The organism is Ruegeria sp. CDSA089 (assembly GCF_059612205.1).
On sequence record NZ_JBXWQD010000002.1, the window covers coordinates 121,079 to 139,909 of the forward strand.

An 18,831-nucleotide genomic window follows, 5' to 3' on the forward strand; every position below is an offset into this window, starting at 1 on the left:
TTACGAGGATACCTGTTCACGAAGGACCGACGCGGTAAGCGAGATCAACAGGTAGATACCAGCAAACAACAGGAATGCCAAAATCGTATTTTCGAATTTCCTCGGATAGGTCGGATCCTGACTGGGAACCGGGTTTACCGAGACGGTCAGATACCGCACTTTGCGGTTGGCCTCGGTCCGGGTGGTTTCCATTTGCTGCATGGCGGCTTGCAGCATCATGTCCCGTGCAGCCAGATCAGCCTGCGCAGTCTGGATTCGCAAGGTCAGACGCACCAGCGAGTTTTCGCCAGCCGAGACATCCAGCATCTCGGCGTTCAGCTCCTCCAGCACTTCTTCATAGCGCGCAATTTCGGCGCGTACACCGTCCACTTTGGCCTGATTGGGCCGCAGATTGTCCAAAAGCGAAGCCAGTTGCAGTTCTTTATCCTGCAATTGCGCCTCAAGTGTGTTTATTCGGCCGCGTAGGCCGGCAAGCACGTTTTCCGGGTCCAGCAGAGCGCCTTGCAGTTGCGCTTCGATCAGGGCTTCCTGCGCTTTGTCGCGCGCCTCCTGCGCCAGTTCGAAACTGGCCACGGCGTCGCGCATCTGGTCTTCGCGTTTCAGTTCGGACAGACCGTTGATGGTGTCTTCGGCATAGGACAGCAACCTGTCCGAGATCGCGACGGCGATGTCGGGGGCGGGTGCTGCCACCTCCATGCGGATGATGCCATCGCTGGGGTCATAGCCGATGGTGATCATCCGCATGTACAGCTTGTGGGTCTCTTCCAGACTTGCGTCGGGCGACAGACGCTGGATCGGATCAATCCAGTCCTGTTTGAATATCTCGGAAAACCCCATGTCGCGCTCAAGCCGTAGCAGAGCGTCCTTGGATTCCAGAAATTCCTGCGTGGCAACCGAATCCTGCGCGGTTGCGTATTGGGTGCCCGCCAAGAAACCTCCGAATGAGGCTCCGCCGCCATCCGCTTGAAGTATAGAGAAGGCCGAATCGCTGGCATACATCGGCGTTGCAAAGCGATAGAAATAAGTCCCGACCACAAGCGTCGGCAGCAATACAAACACTGCCAAACGCGCAAACAGAGCAAACAGTTTGCGTCTGCGGCGGCGCGCGATGTCCTTCTGAATTTGCCCGATCTCATAGTTGCGCCTTTCCGCGGGGCTCATCTCGGGGCCGGGCAGAGTTTCGGGCGCTTGCAGAATGGGCTGAGGCAGTTGGATCGTCACCTTGTCTTTGGTTTCATCTTCGACACGCTTTTTCTCGGCGGCAAGGTCCAGCAGGCTGCTGCGTTCGAATGGGTCGATACCCTTTTTGCGCAACAAGCGCACAGCGTCATAATCCGAGTCCGCCTCGATCCCGTTTTTCTGCGCCAGCTTTCGCGCAATGCGAAGCTGCCGACCGGTTAGCCCCTCAGCCTTGATCTTTTCCAACTCAGAGGTCTGTGCATCATTGGCCGCCTCGGGTGGTTGCGTCGCTTTGCGAATGCGCGAGATCGCGTCGGCGCGGGCCTCGGCATCTGCCGGGCCCTGACGTTTGCGCCGCCAGTTGTAGATTCTAGCCTTGGGTTTGGTAGTCATACAGTTGCTTTGCCTCTTCCAAGGAGTCGAACACATGCAGTTGCCCATCGACAAGGACAGCGGCCTGCTGTGCAAATTTTTCTAGCACGGTCGGGTTGTGCGACACGATCACCAATGTCGTCGTCCGAAGCCTTTCTTGCAGAATATCCCCTGCTTTTCTGTTAAATTCGACATCCGTCGTGGCGGGCATACCTTCGTCAATCAGGTACATGTCGAAGTCCAGCGCCAGCATGAGCGCAAAAGTAAACCGCCCCCGCATCCCCGAGGAATAGGTGGCCATCGGTTGATCGAAATACTCGCCCAGACCACATAGCCACTTGCAATAGGCTTCGACATAGTCGGGGTCCATACCATAGATCTTGGCGATATAGCGCGCGTTTTCCAACGCCGACAGTTTGTTGGCGACACCACCTGTGAAACCCATTGGAAAGGACACCCGGCACGATTTGCGGATGACGCCTTCATCCGGTTTCTCCAACCCCGCCATCATGTTGATTAACGTCGTCTTGCCGGTGCCGTTCGGGGCGAGGATGCCGATCGAGGTGCCAAGCTCGACCCGGAACGAGACACGATCCAGGATCACCTTGCGGCGCGTCCCGGTCCAAAAGGACTTACTGACATTCTCGAACTCAAGCATTTCGGGCCTGTGTGCTCATTTCCGGCGCGGCGTTTGCGTGCCGTGATCCATAACTCGTGACTGGCCATGTTGGCCATATTATGTCCAGTTTTGCAGGGCAGGATCAATCCACCCCGCGATGGGCTGTTGCTATTGTGACTTTTCCATCTGTTGGTCCTCGCGCCTGCGTTGACTATCTTTGGCTTCAAGCGTCAACCAATCTGCCTCAGGAAATCTTGCGATCTGATGAATTCACTTGAAAAAGACATCACCGCTTGCCGGATTTGTGCCGACAGGTTTGCCGCAACTGAAACCGCGCATGAGCCGCGCCCAGTCGTGTGGTTCCGGCAGGGTGCCCCGATCCTGATCGCAGGGCAGGCGCCGGGCGCGCGGGTTCATGCTTCGGGCCGACCGTTCACCGACCCCTCGGGGGATCGTCTGCGTGACTGGCTGGGTATTGGTGAAGATGTGTTTTATGACCGCGCCCGTGTCTCGATCGTGCCGATGGCCTTTTGCTTTCCGGGTTATGACGCGCGCAAGGCCGATCTGCCGCCGCCACCGATCTGCGGGCAGACGTGGCATGACAAGGTGATGCAGACGCTGGGTGATGTACCGCTGACTGTGTTGGTCGGGGGGCATGCGCACAAGTACCACCTCAAGGCACGCAGATCCGTGACCGAGACGGTACGCAACTGGCAGGACCATGCGCCGCGCGTCTTTGCCTTGCCTCATCCGTCCTGGCGGAATACGGCATGGATGAAGAAAAACCCGTGGTTCGAGGCCGACCTTCTGCCGGTCCTGCGCGCGCGGGTGTACGAGGTTCTGAATGACTGACATGACCGCTCTGGACACGGCCCATTCCGCGATGGAGGCCGCGCCGCAGGACGATGCCGCGCGGTTGCGGTTCTTTGAACGTTTAGCGGATAGCGAGCTGTTCCTGTTGCTGACGGAAGAGGCGCGCGATGAAAACATCTCGCCCGAGCTCTTTGAGGTAGCCGATGGCCGCTTTGTTCTGGCGTTCGACCGCGAGGATCGTTTGGCGCGCTTCGCTGAACGCCCTGTTCCCTATGTCGCCCTGTCAGGGCGGGTGTTGTCGAATATGTTGGCCGGGCAGGGCATCGGATTGGGCCTGAATCTTGAGGTCGCACCGTCCTCGATGCTGATCCCGTCCGAGGCGCTGGGCTGGTTGGCGACCACCTTGCAGCACGCGCCGGAAGAGGTGCAGCAGCACTTGTCGGAATTCCTGCCCCCAGTCGGTTTGCCCCACGATCTACTGACGGCTTTGGATGCCAAACTGGCAACGGCCGTTGGTCTGGCGCAATCCGCCTATCTGGTCGGCACCAAGACATCTGAGGGGGGGACCGGCCACCTTCTGGGTTTTGTCGGCGCGGTTGAAGGGGCGGAAGCGGCCTTGGCCAAGGCCGCGTCCGAAGCGCTGACTTTTTCAGGGATCGAGGCGGGCGCAATGGATGTGGGTTTTTTTGCAGCCCACGACGCTGCCGCGTCCGCTCTGGCGCGGGTGGGGCTACGGTTCGATTTACCGCAGCCGGAAACCTCTAAGTTCCAGCGGACCGCGCCGGGCAGTGACCCGGAAAAGCCACCAATCCTCAGATAAATAGGGCCTCACCAGATCCCGGCGAGGCCCGACAGGTTTATTCCGCAGCAGCTTCTAGCTTGTCCTGCGTGCGGGTTTCAAAGTCGCTGGCTTCGTGGCGCTCATGAAGCTGCAAGTGCTTTTCGCCAAACGGGCGGTTCACCATGCGTCCGCGCAGAACGGCTGGGCGTGCGTCGATCGCTTTGGCCCAACGCATGACATTCTTGTAGGATTCGACGTCCAGGAATTCGGCCGCATCATAAAGGCGACCCAGAACCAGTTGCCCATACCAGGGCCAGATGGCCATGTCGGCGATGGTATAGTCTTCACCAGCAATATAGGTGTTCTCAGCCAGTTGTTTATCCAGAACATCAAGCTGGCGCTTGGTTTCCATTGTAAAGCGGTCGATCGGGTATTCGAATTTCTCGGGCGCATAGGCGTAGAAATGGCCAAATCCGCCGCCCAGATAGGGCGCGCTGCCCATCTGCCAGAACACCCAGTTCATCACCTCGGTCCGCTCGGGTCCTGACTTGGGCAGGAAGGCGTCAAACTTTTCGGCCAGATGGAACAGGATCGAGGCGCTTTCGAACACGCGTACCGGCTTGTCGCCCGATCGGTCCCACAACGCAGGGATTTTCGAGTTTGGGTTGGCTTCGACAAAGCCCGACCCGAACTGATCGCCTTCGCCGATATTGATCAGCCACGCATTATACTCGGCTTCTTCATGACCCAGGGCCAGCAATTCTTCCAGCAATACCGTGACCTTCACGCCGTTTGGCGTGGCCAGCGAATACAGCTGCAGGGGATGGCGTCCGACAGGCAAATCCTTATCGTGGGTCGCACCGGCGATGGGGCGGTTGATATTGGCAAACTGCCCGCCATTCTGACTGTCCCATGTCCAGACCTTCGGGGGGGTATAGGTCGATTGCTCGCTCATCTCTTGCCTTTCTCAGCAAATCTGGGGTGAATTGTCCGTCCGTCACAACAGCTAATATTGCAAAGCGCCGAGTCCAACCCCGGTTGTTGGCTTCTTTCTGTAACATTCGGCAGGAATAGTCTCACGTTTCTTCATTCGACGTCACAGCCCCGCGAGCAGGACTGCTCTGTCGGCTGGAATCACCTATTGTCTGAGCAGACCCGGAACACGGGTGCCCCTTAAACCTGAGGACAAAAGGACGACCTATATGAAACGTTTTGCCCTAACCGTTGCAGCGACCCTGGCTTTCGCTGTTCCCGCTTTTGCCGGTGATCAGTATGTAGACGGTACCGGATTCGCTGTATCGGGTTACGATGTTGTGGCCTACCGCAGCCTGGATCAGGCCCCGGTTGGTCAGTCCCAGCCAGAAGGTGTGCGTGGCCGTTCCGACATCACCGCAGAATATAACGGTGCGACATGGGCGTTCTCGACTGAAGAGAACCGCGACAAGTTTCTGGAAAACCCCGCCTATTACGCACCGGAATATGACGGGCACTGTGCCTATGGTGTTTCGCGCGGCGGTAAGGTTCCGGCAAACCCGAACCTGTGGCGCATCGTTGATGACAAGCTGTACCTGAACATCACCGATGTAGTTGTTGGGTTCTTTGAAGAAGACATTCCGGGCAACATCAACCTGGCCGAAGGCAACTGGCCGGGGATCGAGCCTGCGAAAGCATCGACTGCAGTCATTCCGAAATTCACTTCGAAAGGCCCGATCTCGAACTAAGGGTCCACTCACAGAAAAGCCCGGCTGTCATTTGCCGGGCTTTTTTACGTTTTGATCAGCTTGCCAGGCAGAATTCGTCTCGTATCTGCTTACTTGCATCAAAACGGATACGCACGCTTTTGGCGCCGGGGAATTTGCGATCGCGGATCGTGTCAGGCACCACAACCTCACCACCGCCGGTTTCCTTGGCCTGAAAGCTCAGCACTTCGGTTTCGGTACGGCGTGCACCAGCCAGAACCGAAGTAGGCAAAGCCACCCGGTTTTGCCCCTGCCGAACGGGCGAGGACACGAAATAGGTCAGGTTACGGCCATGAAAGCCGACCGCCTCGGGGATGTGATCGGAATCGCCAATCTGGTCAGCGGTGCAAGTCTCGTCTGCGCCGCCGGCACTTTGCGGAAGCGCTTTGTTCAAAAGCGTCCGGCAGGCATCGATATCGGTAATATCCAGCGAGATGACCCGCTTGCGCAATTTCGGACGTCGTGGTTTGCCGGGCTGCGCGCCCTTGCTGACCAAACCTTCCAGCCGCAACAGGTCATAGGCTTCCTTCGCACGGGTAAATTCCGAGCTGTCGCCCCTGGTTCGATCGGAATGCACATTGAACGCAATGTTGCGCCACGCTTGTCTGATATCCTCAGAACCGGCGGTCTGATCTAGGCCAAGGGCGGCCAGCGCCGCAGCGCGGGCCTTCATCTTTTCAACAACTTCCATACCCAAAACACTCGTTAAAACAACAACGTGCTCTTAGTGTTGGGATGGCCGCATTTTTGTCAAATTTGATGGTTTTTTGAGGCTAAACGTAGAACAATCCCGCCATGCACTGCGGGATTGTTCTTGTGTATGTGCTTGTGAGAGCCGACTTTTCGCTCAGGCCACGTTTTGCAGATCGGCTTTAGGCGTAATGCCCAAGGCGAAACAAACGTCGCGGGTCAATTCGGGGCGATTCAGCGTGTAGAAATGCAGCTTGTCCACACCGCCCTCGATCAAATCCGAGCAGAGCTCAGTGCACAGTGCGGTTGCCAGCAAGTCTTCGCGGTCGTCGCGGATCGCCTTGTCAAAAGCCTGTTCAACCCACGCGGGGATACGTGTGCCGCAGCGTTTGGCAAAACTGCGCGCGCCCTTCCAGTTCTCGATGGGCAGGATGCCCGGCACGATGGGCTTGTCGATGCCCGCCTTGGCGCACGCATCGCGGAAGCGAAAGAACGTCTCGGCCTCGAAAAAGAACTGTGTCAGCGCCTCGTCGGCTCCCGCGTCCAGCTTGGCTTTCAGCCAGTCAATGTCCGTACGGGCGCATTGGGCCTCGGGGTGGATGTCGGGATAGGCACCCACGCGGATGTTGAAGTTTCCAGTGTCAGCCAGTGCCTTGATCAGCTCAACCGAATTGGCAAAACCCTCCGGGTGAGGCACGAACTTTTCCTGTCCTTTGGGGGGATCGCCGCGCAAGGCCACGATGTCCCGCACGCCTGCTTTTGCAAAGGAATCGGCGATTTTCAGGGTTTCTTCGCGCGTGGCATCCACACAGGTCAGGTGCGCGGCAACCGGCAGGCCGGATGATTTGTGCAAGGTGGCGACCGCGTCGCGAGTCAGCTCACGTGTTGTGCCGCCTGCGCCGTAGGTGACCGAGACGAATCGGGGCTCAAGTGGGGCGAGCGTTTGAACCGTATCCCAAAGGCGGAACGAAGCTTCGAGCGTTTGGGGCGGGAAGAACTCGAATGAAATCTCAGGTTGGGTCATCATGGCCTCGCATATTCCAGTTGTGGGTCTTGTGCCATGTGACGCATTGTGAGACAAACTCATATTCCTCAAGAACAACATGAGTTCCATTGAATGCATATCGAATTTCGGCACCTGCGCACAATCAAGGCGATTCATGAGTGCGGCGGGTTGGCCCGCGCGGCGGATCAGTTGAATATCACTCAGTCGGCGCTGAGCCATCAGATCAAAGGTCTTGAGGATCAGGCCGGCGTGGAATTGTTCCTGCGCCGCTCCAAACCGATGAAACTGTCTGCGGCGGGGCTGCGCCTGTTGCGGCTGGCCGAACAGATTCTGCCGCAGGTCGAAGCGACGCAGCAGGAGTTCACCTCGCTGCGCGATGGGCGCACTGGTCGAATGCATATCGCCATCGAGTGCCACGCCTGTTTCGAATGGCTTTTCCCGGTGCTGGAGTCCTTCCGCAAATCCTGGGGCGATGTGGATGTCGATATCCGCCCCGGTCTGGCCTTTGATGCCTTGCCGGCCTTGCAAAAAGAAGAGGTCGATTTGGTTGTATCGTCCGACCCCGAGGACCTGCCGGGGGTCGAGTTCATCAAGCTTTTCGACTATGACGCGGTGTTCGTTGCGGCCTCGGCCCATCCATTGGCGCAGAAGGAGTTCATCGAGGCCGAGGATTTTCGCGGCCAGACCCTGATCACCTATCCGGTCGAACGCACGCGTTTGGATGTGTTCAGCCAGTTGCTGATCCCCGCGCGGGTCGAACCGGCCGCGATCCGGCAGGTGGAACTGACGGCGGTTATCCTGTTGCTGGTCGCCTCGAACCGGGGGATTTCGGTGCTGCCAGACTGGGTGGTGAGGGAAGTGAAGTACAATTCAGACTATGTGACCCGCCCGCTGACCAAGGATGGGATCACCCGTAGCTTGTATGCGGCAGTGCGGGCTGAGGACCTTGAAAAACCCTATGTGCAGGAATTGATCGACCTTGCCGGAACCGAGGCGCGCAAGCTGCAATCGCAATAGGCGCGAAACGCGGGTCTGCTATGCGCATCAAGCCTCTTGGCAAGGGCGCATTGCATCAGTATACGCGCGGTTTGACCGAACAGGAGCCGTGGGACAATGGTAGGCAGTGCAAACCTCAACATCATGATCAAAGCCGCGCGCAAGGCGGGGCGGTCTCTGGTCAAGGACTTTCGTGAAGTCGAGAACCTGCAAGTCTCGATGAAAGGCGCGGGTGACTTTGTCTCCAAAGCCGATATTGCTGCTGAGAATATCCTGAAAGAGGAACTGCTGGGTGCCCGCCCGACCTATGGCTGGCTGGGTGAAGAAGGCGGCGGGCAGGCGGGTGAAGACCCAACGCGGCGCTGGATCGTTGACCCGCTGGACGGCACCACCAACTTCCTGCACGGGCTGCCCCATTGGGCGATTTCCATCGCCCTGGAACACAAGGGCAAGATCGTTGCCGGCGTGATCTATGACCCCGCCAAGGATGAGATGTTCTTTGCCGAAAAAGGTGAGGGCGCGTGGATGAACGACACCCGCATTCGTGTTTCGGGTCGTCACCGCATGATTGAATCCATTTTCTCGACAGGTTTGCCCTTTGGCGGACGTTCTGATTTGCCTGCTACCCTTCAGGATCTGGCGCGGATCATGCCCACCTGCGCAGGCGTGCGCCGCTGGGGCGCGGCAGCGCTGGATATGGCCTATGTGGCTGCAGGCCGTTACGAGGGTTTCTGGGAGCGCCGCCTGAACGCGTGGGACGTGGCGGCCGGTGTCATCATCGTGAAAGAAGCCGGTGGCTTTGTGCAGGCTCTGAACCCCGAAGGTAGCGTCTTGGAAGATGGCGAGGTAATCTGTTCGAATGAGCCGATCTTCGACCAGTTCTCGAAGGTGATCCGGGGCTGATTTAACGAACCCTGAGACGAACAAGCGCGCCCTGCCTGAGGCGCGCTTTTTTGTTGTCGGCACCACAGGCGATCAAGGCCCCCGACGTTATGCAATGATACGCATCTATCGGCGCGGGATACGGGGGATGCGGGATTGTGACAGTTTGTATGTATGCTCGGGGTGCGGCGGATGGCCATGCGTTCGGTTCCAATACCGCTTACCGCCCCGCCGCGCCCAAAGCGGGATGCACAGGAGCAGACCGACAAAGAACCCGCCGGTATGAGCCCAATAGGCAACGCCGCCTTCGTCCGGGTTGCTGGCAAGGCTGCCCAGGAATTGCATCCCCAGCCAGACACCCAGCATGACGAAGGCCGGGATGGTGAAAACCCGCACATAGACGATCAGGATCAGCAGAATATCCACGCGGGCCTTGGGGAACATCAACAGGTATCCCCCCATGACCCCGGCGATTGCACCAGAGGCCCCGATGGTCGGCACCACTGATCCCGGGGCCGTCAAGACGTGGATCAGGCCTGCTCCGATACCGGCCATCGTATAGAAAAGCAAAAAGAGCAGGTGGCCCATCTCGTCTTCCAGATTGTCGCCGAATATCCAAAGGAACAGCATGTTCCCTGCCAGATGCATCCAGCCGCCGTGAAGGAACATTGAGGTGAACAGCGTCTCATACGCGACCCCGTCTTCGATCCGGGCCGGGATGACAGCGTAGTCGAAATAAAGCCGGTTGAGCAACCGCGCATCATCCATGATGCCCACATAGCTGAGGAAAATCAGAATGTTCGCGGCCATCAGCAGATAGACGACGTATGGGGTGCGCCCCGAGGGGTTATGGTCACGGATCGGAAACATGGCGCGACGCTGGGCTTTCGGGCGGGCAAGGTCAAGGTACGTTTACGCAGCATACGGCATGGTGGCGAGGTGTGTGACGAAGACTTGAACGAGCCCAAGGGTTGACGCAGCCTGTCTGCGCGTCACCATAGACACATGAAACACGTCGCCTCAGCCATTGTCCTGCTGGTCGCAGGCACCATCGCTGCCCATGCACAGGACTGTCCCGCCGCTCCGGATCATTCGGACGGGGTGGCTGGCATTATCTCTCAAATACAACAGGCCGAGACCGAGCGCGCCGCGCAGGTTTTGTCGGGCAAGCTTTGGGAGTTTTGGACAGATGCACCGGATAGCAAGGCACAAGTCGCGCTGGACAGGGGGATGACACGTCGTAGTCAAAGCGATCTGCTGGGCGCAATCGAAGACTTCAACTCGCTGATAGATTACTGCCCATCTTATGCCGAAGGGTATAACCAGCGCGCCTTCGCCTATTTTCTGGGCCGGGATTATCAAGCCGCTCTGCCGGATCTGGATCGGGCAATCGAACTGTCGCCCAATCATGTGGCAGCAATCAGTGGGCGTGCACTGACTTTGTTAGGGCTTGGGCGGATCGACGAAGCTCGCGAGGCTTTGGAACAGGCGCTGGAGCTGAACCCGTGGCTCTCTGAACGCCACTTGATGGACCCCGGTGGGTCGTTGGCACCGCAAGGTCAAGACATCTGAAATACAAAACCCCCGACCATACAGGCCGGGGGTTTTTCGATCTTGGGGCTTAGCCGACCAGACCGTTATCGGCGCGTTTGATCGCAATGACCGACGAGCGCGGCGTGCCGCCATCGGGCCAATTGCTGCCGGGGTGCTGGATGCCTACAAACATGGTCCGCAGGTCGGTGGACCAAGCCAGACCGGTCACCTCACAGCCGTTCGGGCCGGTCATGAAGCGTGCAATCTCACCGGTCACGGGATCACCAACCAGCATCTGGTTGTTGCCGTTGCCTGCGAAGTCTTCCTCGTTGTCGTCATTCCCGTCTGTCTGGATCCAGATCAGACCGGTAGAGTCGATCACCATACCGTCGGGCGAGTTGAACAGGTTGCCCTCGTTCACATTGGACGAACCGGCGCGGTCGTCGGAATGCACGGTCGGGTTGCCCGCCAAGACGTACAGGTCCCAATCGAACGCTTGGGCGGCGTGGTCGTCATTGGCCGGACGCCAGCGCACGATCTGACCGTACTTGTTGGCCTCACGCGGGTTGGCCGCGTTGACCGAGGTATCATCACCGCCGGCGTTTGGCTTGACGCCGCGGTTCTTGTTATTGGTCAGGCAGCAATAAGCTTCGACCGCCACCGGGCTGGACGCGACCCATTCAGGGCGATCCATGGTGGTGCCGCCCGTTTTGGAAGCCGCCATGCGGGTAAAGATGCGAATCTCGGCATCGTCCATTCCGGTGGTTTCCGGGGTCAGAGCCAGCCATTCACCCTTCATGTCATCGTTGAACTTGGCGACATAAAGCGTGCCGTCGTTCAGCAGGCTCTCGGTTTCACCACCGGGCTGATAGGTGCCGTTCGAGACGAACTTGTACAGGTATTCACCACGTTCATCGTCGCCCATGTAGACAACCACGCGACCGTCGGCAGCCAGGGTGACTTCGGCGTTTTCGTGCTTGAAACGACCCAGACCAGTGTGTTTGACAGGGGTGCTGTCAGGCTTGGTTGGGTCAATCTCGACGATCCAGCCTGCGCGATGCGGCTCGTTGGGGTTCTTCGAGGTGTCAAAGCGCGGGTCAAAGAACTCGTAACCGTTCCAGCTTTCGGCCTTGATACCGTAGCGCGCCATACCGTCCGAGACCTTCTGGTCATAGGCGGCATTTTCATCCGACGAGCCGAAGTAGCCATTGAAGTTCTCTTCGCAGGTCAGATAGGTGCCCCAGGGCGTCTTGCCCGCACCACAGTTGTTCATGGTGCCCAACGAGGTGGTGCCGGTCGGATCAGCCTCGGTTTTCAGCAGGTCATGACCGGCTGCGGGGCCAACGATTTTCATCGGAGTGTTATGATGAATACGGCGGTTGAAGGGGCTGTCTTTGACAACAGACCAGCCCTCAGGGCCTTCGGTGATTTCCATGACTGTCACGCCTTGGATGTTCTGCAGCTTCAGAACATCACCTGCGTTTGCCGGAACACCTTCCGCAGCGGCCGGCAGGTTGATCTTGCGGTTGGGGTATTCGTGGTTGATCGCGATCAGTTCGTGACCCTGGAACGAAAAGGTTTCCATCCCGTCAGTGTTCTCACCAAAGATACGGTCGGATTTTTCGACCGAACCACCATCGGCGATGTCATAGCCGTCGGCATCCGAGAACAGTGGATCGCCCCAACGCATCATGACTTTCCACTCGTACCCTTCGGGGACGTGAACGGTGCCATCAGTCTGGGCTGCGATCGGGGTGAAGGCAAAGCGCGACGCGTCAGCGGCCTGCGCCGAGGTCGAGCTGAGCAGACCTGTGCCCATTGCGGCAGCGCCCGATCCAAAAGCCACCACACCGGCCAGAAAACCACGGCGGGAAATGGCGCTTTCGACCACGCGGTCAAAGTCGTTTTCCTCGGGGCGGGGGAAGTGCAACTCGTCCCAGTCGTCTGCGGAAAGTGTGGTGTTGTCGACGTCTTTCATGGATGGCTCCTGGCTAAAATGAAAGTTGATGAACGGGATTTAAGAGGTCTTTGTGACAGGTTCTTAACAGCGCCATTAAAGCCGCTGTATTTCGGCCTGAAAAAAGATTCATTTTTGTTGCGCTAAATCGCGCCGAAGCCCTGCCTGCGCGACGCAGACAGGGTTTTACAATCATCTAAACTGATTGATCACATCGCCGTGATAGGGTTAACGCAGCCGCTGCCCATCGGCATTGAACCGATACGCTTTTTCGGGCGCGAACCCAAGGCGTAGGTCTTGACCTTCGGATATTGCGTGTTGCCCGAACAAGCGCGCCGTCACCGAATGGTTCTGAACAGTCGCAATGACGTTGGTATCACCGCCCAGCTTTTCGACATGGCTGACCTGCGCTGACAGGGGGCCGTCGTCAGACAGGAACAGATCCTCTGGCCGAATACCAAGGGTGTCTGACCCCTGATCCAGCAGGCTTTCGGGCAGGAAGTTCATCGAAGGAGATCCAAGGAATCCCGCAACAAACTGGTTGGCGGGGTTGTTATACAGCTCCATCGGTGAGCCGATCTGTTCCACCCGGCCATCGCGCAGAACTACGATCTTGTCGGCCAGTGTCATCGCCTCGGTCTGGTCGTGGGTGACATAGATCATCGAGGCATCCAGTGCCCGGTGAAGGTTTGCAATCTCAATACGTGTGTTCATCCGCAGCGCCGCGTCGAGGTTCGAGAGCGGCTCGTCAAACAGAAACAGTTTCGGCTCACGCACGATAGCCCGCCCGATGGCGACGCGTTGGCGCTGACCGCCGGACAGCTCAGATGGATAGCGGTCCAGATATTCCTCAAGGTTCAGCATCCGGCTGGCGCTGGCGACGCGCTCCTCGATCACCGCTTTGGGCTGCTTCTCCTGTTTCAGCGCCAGTGTCATGTTCCCGCGCACGTTCAGATGGGGATAGAGCGCATAGCTTTGGAATACCATCGCGATGCCACGCTTCGACGGCGGCACCAGATTGACCTGCTGGCCGTCGATATTGATCTCACCCGAGGACGCATCCTCCAACCCCGCGATGACGCGCAGCAGGGTGGATTTGCCACAGCCCGAGGGGCCGACGAAGACAACAAACTCACCTTCTTCCACCTCAAGCGAGATGTCTTTCAGGACATGTACCTCGCCAAAGGACTTGTTCACGTTGGTTAGGGTCAAAGCGGTCATGATGCGGATTCCTGCAGGGAAACGGGCTGGCCGGTGCGGATGCTTTCATCGGCGGCCAGACAAATGGCGAGGGATTGGACGGCGTCATTCATGTGGCGCGTCAGGTCGATATCGTCTGCGATGGCGCGCAGCATATACGCCTGCTCGGCGTCACAAAGCTCCTGATGGCCGGGCTCATCGGGCATCTCAACCGTACGGTCACCGCCCGGAGTGTGGATCAGTAGACCACCAACCTTGGTATGGCCGTCGATATCCGCCGACGCGCCCTTGTTGCCATCGGTTATCGAGACCGAGCCATTGGGCGAGACGATGTCTTTCACGAAAAACGCGGTTTCGGACATCATCGGGCCCCACCCGGCCTCGTACCAGCCGACCGAGCCGTCCTCAAAAATCACCTGAAACTGGCCGTAATTATACATGTCGTCGGCGATCTCATCGGACAGGCGCAGGCCCATGCCATGCACGCGGACGGGCTGCGCATCGGTGATCTGGCACATCACATCCACATAATGCACACCACAATCCACGATGGGCGAGGTCGTCTGCATCAGCGCCTTATGTGTCTCCCACTCAGCGCCTGAGGATTGCTGGTTCAGGTTCAGGCGGAACACATACGGCCCGCCCAGGTCCCGCGCCTCGGCAATCAGGCGCATCCAAGAGGGGTGATGGCGCAGGATATATCCGACGACCAGTTTGCGGTTCAGGCGAGTGGCGGTTTCGACCACGCGCCGTGCATCGGCCACGTTGGTGGCCAGCGGCTTTTCGACAAACACATGCGCGCCAGCCTCCATTGCGGCGCAGGCGAAATCGGCGTGGCTGTCGGAATAGGTGGCGACGACCACCAAATCGGGTTTGGTCTCGGCCAGCGCGGTGTGGAAATCCGAATAGGCGGGGTATTGGCCCAGCTCGGGGTGATCCACGTGGCCCGAGCGGTTCACCAGCCCCACGATCTGCGCGTCCGCGTGGTTGTGATGAGCCAGCGCGTGGCTGAGACCCATATTGCCAAGGCCAGCGATCAGAACTTTGGTCATTTGACAGCTCCCGAAGTGATGCCGCGGATCAGTTGGCGCGAGAAGATGACGTACAGAACCAGCACTGGCAGGATCGCCATCGACAGGGCCGACAGAACCGCGTTCCAGTCGGTGACGAACTGTCCGATAAAGACCTGACTGCCCAGCGTGAGCGTCTTGGTTTCTTCAGCCGGGGCGAGGATCAGCGGGAACCACAGGTCATTCCAGATCGGGATCATGTTGAACACGGCCACGGTCGCCATCGCGGGCCTGACCAGAGGCAGAACCAGCCGGAAAAAGATCGTATATTCCGACAGCCCGTCGATACGGCCCGCGTTTTTCAGATCATCACTGACCTGTCGCATGAACTCCGACAGGATGAACACGGCCAACGGCAGCCCTTGCGCGGTGTAAACCAGGATCAGCGCCCAAAGCGTGTTCACCAGCCCGGTGGCCACCATCATCTCAAGGATCGCCACAGTGCCGATGCGTATCGGGATCATGATCCCCAGCGCCAGATACAGCCCCATCAGCAGGTTGCCCTTGAACTGATATTCCGACAGCGCATAGGCCGCCATGGCCCCGAACAGCAGGATGAAAAACAGCGACGCGACGGTGACGATCATCGAGTTCTGGAAGTAGAGGAAGAAATCCCCCTGCTTCATTACCGTCTCATATCCGATCATGGAAAAACTGTCGGCATTCGGCAGCGCCAGCGGCTCGCGGAAGATCGCGCGGCGGGATTTGAAGCTGTTGATGATGATCACAAAAACCGGGAACAGGGCGATCAGCGTGTAAAGGATCAGCGCCCCGTGCATCGCGGCGGTATTCAGCAGGTTATGGCGTGCTTTGTTCATCGCGGGACCCTCACAGTTGATACCGACGCATCCGGGTCTGGATGCCAAAAAGGTAGATGCAAACGCCCACAAGGATGATCGCGAACATGGCCCCGGCAATGGCCGATCCCATATGCGGGTCGCCCAACTGCAGCTGGAAGCCAAAGAAGGTGCGGTACATGAAGGTGCCCAGAATATCGGTTGAGAAATCCGGCCCGGCCAGAGCGCCTTGGGCGGCATAGATCAGGTCGAACGCGTTGAAGTTGCCCACGAAGGTCAGGATCGAGATGATCCCGATCGAGGGCAGGATCAGCGGCAGCTTGATCTTCCAGAAGGCCGAGGCCCCGGTTATGCCGTCGATCTCTCCGGCCTCAAGGATTTCCTCGGGGATGGTCAGCAGGGCGGCATAGATCAGCATCATCGGGATGCCCACAAATTGCCAGACCGAGATCAGCGCCAGCGTGGTGAGCGCATATTCCTCTTTCCCCAGCCACGGCGCGAACAGGGATTTCAGGCCGACAGCATCCAGCATCGAGGGCGCGATGCCCCAGATGGGCGACAGGATCAGTTTCCATGCAAAGCCAACGATCACAAAGCTCAGGATCGTCGGGATGAAAATGGCGGATCGATAGAGCGCCGAGAACCGCAGGCGCGGGTGGCTGAGCAAGGCCGCCAGTGCGATCCCGATGGGGTTCTGCACAAGCATATGGATCAGGAAGAACCAGAAGTTGTTGCCCAAAGCGTTCCAGAACTGCTCGGACCAGATGGGATCGAAAAACAGCGTTTGAAAGTTCTGCAAGCCCACGAACACGCGGCTTTGATCCACCTCGGAATAGAGCGCCAGCCGCAGCGTGTTGAACAGCGGGAAGATCATCACCGCCGTATAAACCAGCACGGCTGGGGCCAGAAACACGACGATATGCCAGCGGAAGCGGGGGCGGTTCATGGGTCAGCTTTCAAAGGGGTGTCAGGGGGTGCTCGGGCGGGATGAGCCGCCCGAGTATGGGTCAGTTTACTGGTGCGGTGCGTACCAGGAGGCGAGGCCTTCCTGCAATTCGGCGCCCAGTTCTTCGGGCGATTTGGCGCCCTTGATAGCGGCGACGGATGCGCCCCAGGTCTCATTCTCGAGGTTCGGCGTGCCGCGCGACAGGATTTGATAGGTCGAGCGGATGGTCGATTCACACTCATCCCGCCAGCCGACGATTTCCTTAGCCAGCGGGTCCTGCAGTTCAACCGGTGTGCTGGACAGCGGGAAGAAGCCGGGCAGGGCGTTGCCAAAGATTTCCGCGAATTCGGGGCTTGCGACCCAGGCCAAGAAGGTTTCGGCTGCTTCGGGGTTCTCGGTCGCGGCGTTCATGCCGATGCCGATATCGGTGTGGTCCGAGATATAGCAAGTATCGCCCGCGTTGCGGACCGGGGGCTTGAATGCGCCCATCTCGAAATCGGCTTGCGTGTTGAAGCCCGAGATTTCCCACGATCCGGCGGGATAAATCGCCGCGCGGCCCAGTGTGAAGATGTTCTGACTGTCGGGATAGGTCTGTGCCTCATACCCGTCGCCCATATACTCGCCCCAACGGGCCAGTGTTGCGTAAGGTGCGGTCCAGGCCTCATCCGTCAGCTTCTGCTCACCTTTGATAAGCGCTTGACGGCCTTCTTCACCTTTCCAGTAGTTCGGGCCGATGTTGTTGTAACCCATTGTGGCGGCTTCCCACTGGTCATTGGTGCCCATCGCGATCGGGATATAGGTGCCGTCTTCCTTGATCTTGTCCAGCGCGGCAAAGAACTCATCCTCGGTGGTGGGCACTTCGATGCCTAGCTCGTTGAAGGCGTCCTTGTTGTAGATGAAGCCGTGGATCACCGAGGCCATCGGAACGCAGAAGCTGACCGCGCCGTCATCGGTCTGCCACGCGGATTTGGCGACGTCCGAGAAATTGCTCATGGCTTCAACGCCCGAAAGGTCCGTCAGGTGTCCTGCCTCATACAACGCCAGCGAAGCATCGAAGGGGCGACAAGTGATCAGATCACCGGCCGAGCCCGCATCCAGTTTCGAGTTCAGAACAGCGTTGTATTCGGCGGGCGCCGATGGGGTGAACTGGACCTTGATGCCGGGGTTGGCGGCCTCGAATGCGGGGATGATCTGGTCTTGCCACAGGGTCAGGTCATCGTTGCGCCAGCTTTCGATGGTGATCGTCACGTCTTCGGCCAAGGCCGATGTTGCCACCAAGGTTGTGCCCAGCAGGGCCAGTTTCAGGCTTTTGTGTTTCATTTCAGTCTCCAAGTTGGTTAGCGGTTGTTATCTGTTGTAAGAACGGTGCTGAGGTTTCCGCCCGAGTTGCCCAGTTGGGTCATGGCCTCGGGCAATGACAGGCCGAGCGCCGCGATCAGGATCGCTGGTTTGACCTCACCCTTGGCTGTGTCCAGCGCGGATTGCGCGACAGCGGTGTCTACATTTGCAATACGCGCTACGATCCCTGCGGCGCGGGCGCGCAACTTGTCATTGTCGGCGCGCAGGTTGACCATCATGCCGCCATGCACATGCCCCAACTCTAGCGCCATAAGGGATGACAGCATGTTCAGGGCTATCTTCTGCGCCGTACCAGCCCCCATGCGGGTCGAGCCCGAGATCAACTCCGGCGGCGTGGCCAGCAGGATCGGGATGTCCGCATTCAGCAGCAGGGGGCTGCCTGCATTGTTGGCGATGCCGATCACCTTGGCACCTTTGGACTGTGCGATGTTGCTGGCGATTAGGGTGTAGGGTGTCGATCCACTGGCCGACACAGCGATGACAGTGTCATGCGGGCGCAAGTCTTGCAACGCGTCGGCAAGGCCCGCATCCGCGTCTTCTGCTGCGCCGGGCATTTCAACCCCGGTGGGCAGGCCTCCTGCCATGTGAATGCGCAACCGCGAGGGTGAGATCGAAAACGTGCCGCCCAGCTCTTGGGCATCTGCGGCGGCCATCAATCCTGACGAGCCCGCCGCCACATAGTGCAGCACCCCGTCCGTACGCAAAGTCTCTGCCATTGCCAGCGCAGCCTGCGCGATGCTGTCGACGGCCCCCTCAACCGCCTGCGCCGCAGCGATTTGACCGGCGGCCAAGGCGCGGGCGGAGCCTGCCAGATCGCTCGGGTCAAGTCGTGCGGCATCAGTGTGCAGTTGTTCAGTCGACGGCAGCGTCAAGAGAATCCCCCTTACAGTTC

Annotated in this window: 19 protein-coding genes; 6 read left to right on the plus strand and 13 right to left on the minus strand. The window is 58.7% G+C overall.

The annotated features are described in order from the left end of the window. Together AC2FJ6_RS06230 and AC2FJ6_RS06235 are read right to left on the minus strand one after the other, a co-directional pair. Entirely contained in the window at positions 1–1,572 is a 1,572-nt protein-coding gene (locus AC2FJ6_RS06230) for a KpsE/RkpR family capsule polysaccharide export protein (RefSeq protein ID WP_170769074.1), read from the minus strand. Continuing rightward, positions 1,550–2,209 (minus strand): ABC transporter ATP-binding protein, encoded by a 660-nt coding sequence (locus AC2FJ6_RS06235; RefSeq protein ID WP_170769075.1) that lies wholly within the window; start codon positions 2,207–2,209, stop codon positions 1,550–1,552. The genes AC2FJ6_RS06230 and AC2FJ6_RS06235 overlap by 23 nt, the downstream gene beginning before the upstream one ends. A gap of 225 nt (positions 2,210–2,434) precedes the next feature. On the opposite strand from AC2FJ6_RS06235, the gene AC2FJ6_RS06240 reads away from it, so the two are divergent. After that, complete coding sequence (locus tag AC2FJ6_RS06240; protein WP_170769076.1) at positions 2,435–3,022, plus strand: uracil-DNA glycosylase family protein; 588 nt, start codon at positions 2,435–2,437, stop codon at positions 3,020–3,022. Then, positions 3,015–3,803, plus strand: coding sequence for an SseB family protein (locus AC2FJ6_RS06245; RefSeq protein ID WP_170769077.1), 789 nt, complete (start codon positions 3,015–3,017; stop codon positions 3,801–3,803). The genes AC2FJ6_RS06240 and AC2FJ6_RS06245 overlap by 8 nt, the downstream gene beginning before the upstream one ends. A gap of 37 nt (positions 3,804–3,840) precedes the next feature. Here AC2FJ6_RS06245 and yghU read toward each other — a convergent pair whose 3' ends face one another. Beyond that, a complete protein-coding gene (gene yghU, locus AC2FJ6_RS06250; protein WP_170769078.1) occupies positions 3,841–4,719 on the minus strand; it encodes a glutathione-dependent disulfide-bond oxidoreductase in 879 nt (292 codons plus the stop codon). A gap of 247 nt (positions 4,720–4,966) precedes the next feature. On the opposite strand from yghU, the gene AC2FJ6_RS06255 reads away from it, so the two are divergent. Next, on the plus strand, positions 4,967–5,485 hold the full coding sequence (locus tag AC2FJ6_RS06255; protein WP_170783904.1) for a YHS domain-containing (seleno)protein: 519 nt from the start codon (positions 4,967–4,969) through the stop codon (positions 5,483–5,485). Positions 5,486–5,540: 55 nt separating this feature from the next. Here the strand turns inward: AC2FJ6_RS06255 and AC2FJ6_RS06260 are convergent, their stop codons facing one another. After that, positions 5,541–6,194, minus strand: a complete 654-nt coding sequence (locus AC2FJ6_RS06260) for a J domain-containing protein (RefSeq protein WP_170769080.1) — start codon at positions 6,192–6,194, stop codon at positions 5,541–5,543. 156 nt (positions 6,195–6,350) lie between these two features. Further along, positions 6,351–7,217: a methylenetetrahydrofolate reductase [NAD(P)H] gene (metF, locus tag AC2FJ6_RS06265; protein WP_170769821.1), complete on the minus strand. Its 867-nt coding sequence runs from the start codon at positions 7,215–7,217 to the stop codon at positions 6,351–6,353. A 93-nt stretch (positions 7,218–7,310) separates the two neighbouring features. Between metF and AC2FJ6_RS06270 the strand changes: the two genes are divergently transcribed. After that, the gene (locus AC2FJ6_RS06270) at positions 7,311–8,216 is read left to right on the plus strand and encodes a LysR family transcriptional regulator (protein WP_170769081.1); all 906 of its coding nucleotides are present in this window, start codon (positions 7,311–7,313) and stop codon (positions 8,214–8,216) included. A 96-nt stretch (positions 8,217–8,312) separates the two neighbouring features. Next, positions 8,313–9,098 carry an inositol monophosphatase family protein gene (locus tag AC2FJ6_RS06275; protein ID WP_170769082.1) on the plus strand — a complete coding sequence of 262 codons (786 nt, stop codon included), beginning with the start codon at positions 8,313–8,315 and terminating at the stop codon, positions 9,096–9,098. 105 nt (positions 9,099–9,203) lie between these two features. Here AC2FJ6_RS06275 and AC2FJ6_RS06280 read toward each other — a convergent pair whose 3' ends face one another. Next, positions 9,204–9,947, minus strand: a complete 744-nt coding sequence (locus AC2FJ6_RS06280; protein WP_170769083.1) for a rhomboid family intramembrane serine protease — start codon at positions 9,945–9,947, stop codon at positions 9,204–9,206. 135 nt (positions 9,948–10,082) lie between these two features. Here AC2FJ6_RS06280 and AC2FJ6_RS06285 point away from each other — a divergent pair, with 135 nt between their 5' ends. Further along, positions 10,083–10,649: a tetratricopeptide repeat protein gene (locus AC2FJ6_RS06285; RefSeq protein ID WP_170769084.1), complete on the plus strand. Its 567-nt coding sequence runs from the start codon at positions 10,083–10,085 to the stop codon at positions 10,647–10,649. A gap of 49 nt (positions 10,650–10,698) precedes the next feature. Here AC2FJ6_RS06285 and AC2FJ6_RS06290 read toward each other — a convergent pair whose 3' ends face one another. From AC2FJ6_RS06290 to AC2FJ6_RS06320, 7 genes are all read right to left on the minus strand, one after another. Beyond that, positions 10,699–12,588, minus strand: coding sequence for a PhoX family protein (locus AC2FJ6_RS06290; RefSeq protein WP_496668672.1), 1,890 nt, complete (start codon positions 12,586–12,588; stop codon positions 10,699–10,701). 207 nt (positions 12,589–12,795) lie between these two features. Beyond that, entirely contained in the window at positions 12,796–13,788 is a 993-nt protein-coding gene (locus AC2FJ6_RS06295) for an ABC transporter ATP-binding protein (RefSeq protein WP_170753279.1), read from the minus strand. Next, the gene (locus tag AC2FJ6_RS06300; RefSeq protein ID WP_170769086.1) at positions 13,785–14,819 is read right to left on the minus strand and encodes a Gfo/Idh/MocA family protein; all 1,035 of its coding nucleotides are present in this window, start codon (positions 14,817–14,819) and stop codon (positions 13,785–13,787) included. The genes AC2FJ6_RS06295 and AC2FJ6_RS06300 overlap by 4 nt, the downstream gene beginning before the upstream one ends. Beyond that, on the minus strand, positions 14,816–15,655 hold the full coding sequence (locus AC2FJ6_RS06305) for a carbohydrate ABC transporter permease (protein WP_170769087.1): 840 nt from the start codon (positions 15,653–15,655) through the stop codon (positions 14,816–14,818). The genes AC2FJ6_RS06300 and AC2FJ6_RS06305 overlap by 4 nt, the downstream gene beginning before the upstream one ends. A 10-nt stretch (positions 15,656–15,665) precedes the next feature. Further along, complete coding sequence (locus tag AC2FJ6_RS06310; protein WP_170352415.1) at positions 15,666–16,580, minus strand: carbohydrate ABC transporter permease; 915 nt, start codon at positions 16,578–16,580, stop codon at positions 15,666–15,668. Between the two features lie 66 nt (positions 16,581–16,646). After that, a complete protein-coding gene (locus tag AC2FJ6_RS06315) occupies positions 16,647–17,900 on the minus strand; it encodes an ABC transporter substrate-binding protein (RefSeq protein WP_170769088.1) in 1,254 nt (417 codons plus the stop codon). A 17-nt stretch (positions 17,901–17,917) separates the two neighbouring features. Further along, on the minus strand, positions 17,918–18,811 hold the full coding sequence (locus tag AC2FJ6_RS06320) for an N-acetylmuramic acid 6-phosphate etherase (protein WP_170769089.1): 894 nt from the start codon (positions 18,809–18,811) through the stop codon (positions 17,918–17,920). Positions 18,812–18,831 lie beyond the last annotated feature (20 nt).

Excerpts from the sequence above, each read along its gene's own strand:
- AC2FJ6_RS06255 (WP_170783904.1), top strand. The coding sequence starts at position 4,967 with ATGAAACGTTTTGCCCTAACCGTTGCAGCGACCCTGGCTTTCGCTGTT.
- AC2FJ6_RS06235 (WP_170769075.1), bottom strand. The coding sequence starts at position 2,209 with ATGCTTGAGTTCGAGAATGTCAGTAAGTCCTTTTGGACCGGGACGCGC.
- AC2FJ6_RS06270 (WP_170769081.1), top strand. The coding sequence starts at position 7,311 with ATGCATATCGAATTTCGGCACCTGCGCACAATCAAGGCGATTCATGAG.
- AC2FJ6_RS06295 (WP_170753279.1), bottom strand. The coding sequence starts at position 13,788 with ATGACCGCTTTGACCCTAACCAACGTGAACAAGTCCTTTGGCGAGGTA.
- AC2FJ6_RS06280 (WP_170769083.1), bottom strand. The coding sequence starts at position 9,947 with ATGTTTCCGATCCGTGACCATAACCCCTCGGGGCGCACCCCATACGTC.
- AC2FJ6_RS06230 (WP_170769074.1), bottom strand. The coding sequence starts at position 1,572 with ATGACTACCAAACCCAAGGCTAGAATCTACAACTGGCGGCGCAAACGT.
- yghU (WP_170769078.1), bottom strand. The coding sequence starts at position 4,719 with ATGAGCGAGCAATCGACCTATACCCCCCCGAAGGTCTGGACATGGGAC.
- AC2FJ6_RS06290 (WP_496668672.1), bottom strand. The coding sequence starts at position 12,588 with ATGAAAGACGTCGACAACACCACACTTTCCGCAGACGACTGGGACGAG.
- AC2FJ6_RS06305 (WP_170769087.1), bottom strand. The coding sequence starts at position 15,655 with ATGAACAAAGCACGCCATAACCTGCTGAATACCGCCGCGATGCACGGG.
- metF (WP_170769821.1), bottom strand. The coding sequence starts at position 7,217 with ATGACCCAACCTGAGATTTCATTCGAGTTCTTCCCGCCCCAAACGCTC.
- AC2FJ6_RS06240 (WP_170769076.1), top strand. The coding sequence starts at position 2,435 with ATGAATTCACTTGAAAAAGACATCACCGCTTGCCGGATTTGTGCCGAC.
- AC2FJ6_RS06285 (WP_170769084.1), top strand. The coding sequence starts at position 10,083 with ATGAAACACGTCGCCTCAGCCATTGTCCTGCTGGTCGCAGGCACCATC.
- AC2FJ6_RS06310 (WP_170352415.1), bottom strand. The coding sequence starts at position 16,580 with ATGAACCGCCCCCGCTTCCGCTGGCATATCGTCGTGTTTCTGGCCCCA.
- AC2FJ6_RS06245 (WP_170769077.1), top strand. The coding sequence starts at position 3,015 with ATGACTGACATGACCGCTCTGGACACGGCCCATTCCGCGATGGAGGCC.
- AC2FJ6_RS06275 (WP_170769082.1), top strand. The coding sequence starts at position 8,313 with ATGGTAGGCAGTGCAAACCTCAACATCATGATCAAAGCCGCGCGCAAG.
- AC2FJ6_RS06315 (WP_170769088.1), bottom strand. The coding sequence starts at position 17,900 with ATGAAACACAAAAGCCTGAAACTGGCCCTGCTGGGCACAACCTTGGTG.
- AC2FJ6_RS06300 (WP_170769086.1), bottom strand. The coding sequence starts at position 14,819 with ATGACCAAAGTTCTGATCGCTGGCCTTGGCAATATGGGTCTCAGCCAC.
- AC2FJ6_RS06260 (WP_170769080.1), bottom strand. The coding sequence starts at position 6,194 with ATGGAAGTTGTTGAAAAGATGAAGGCCCGCGCTGCGGCGCTGGCCGCC.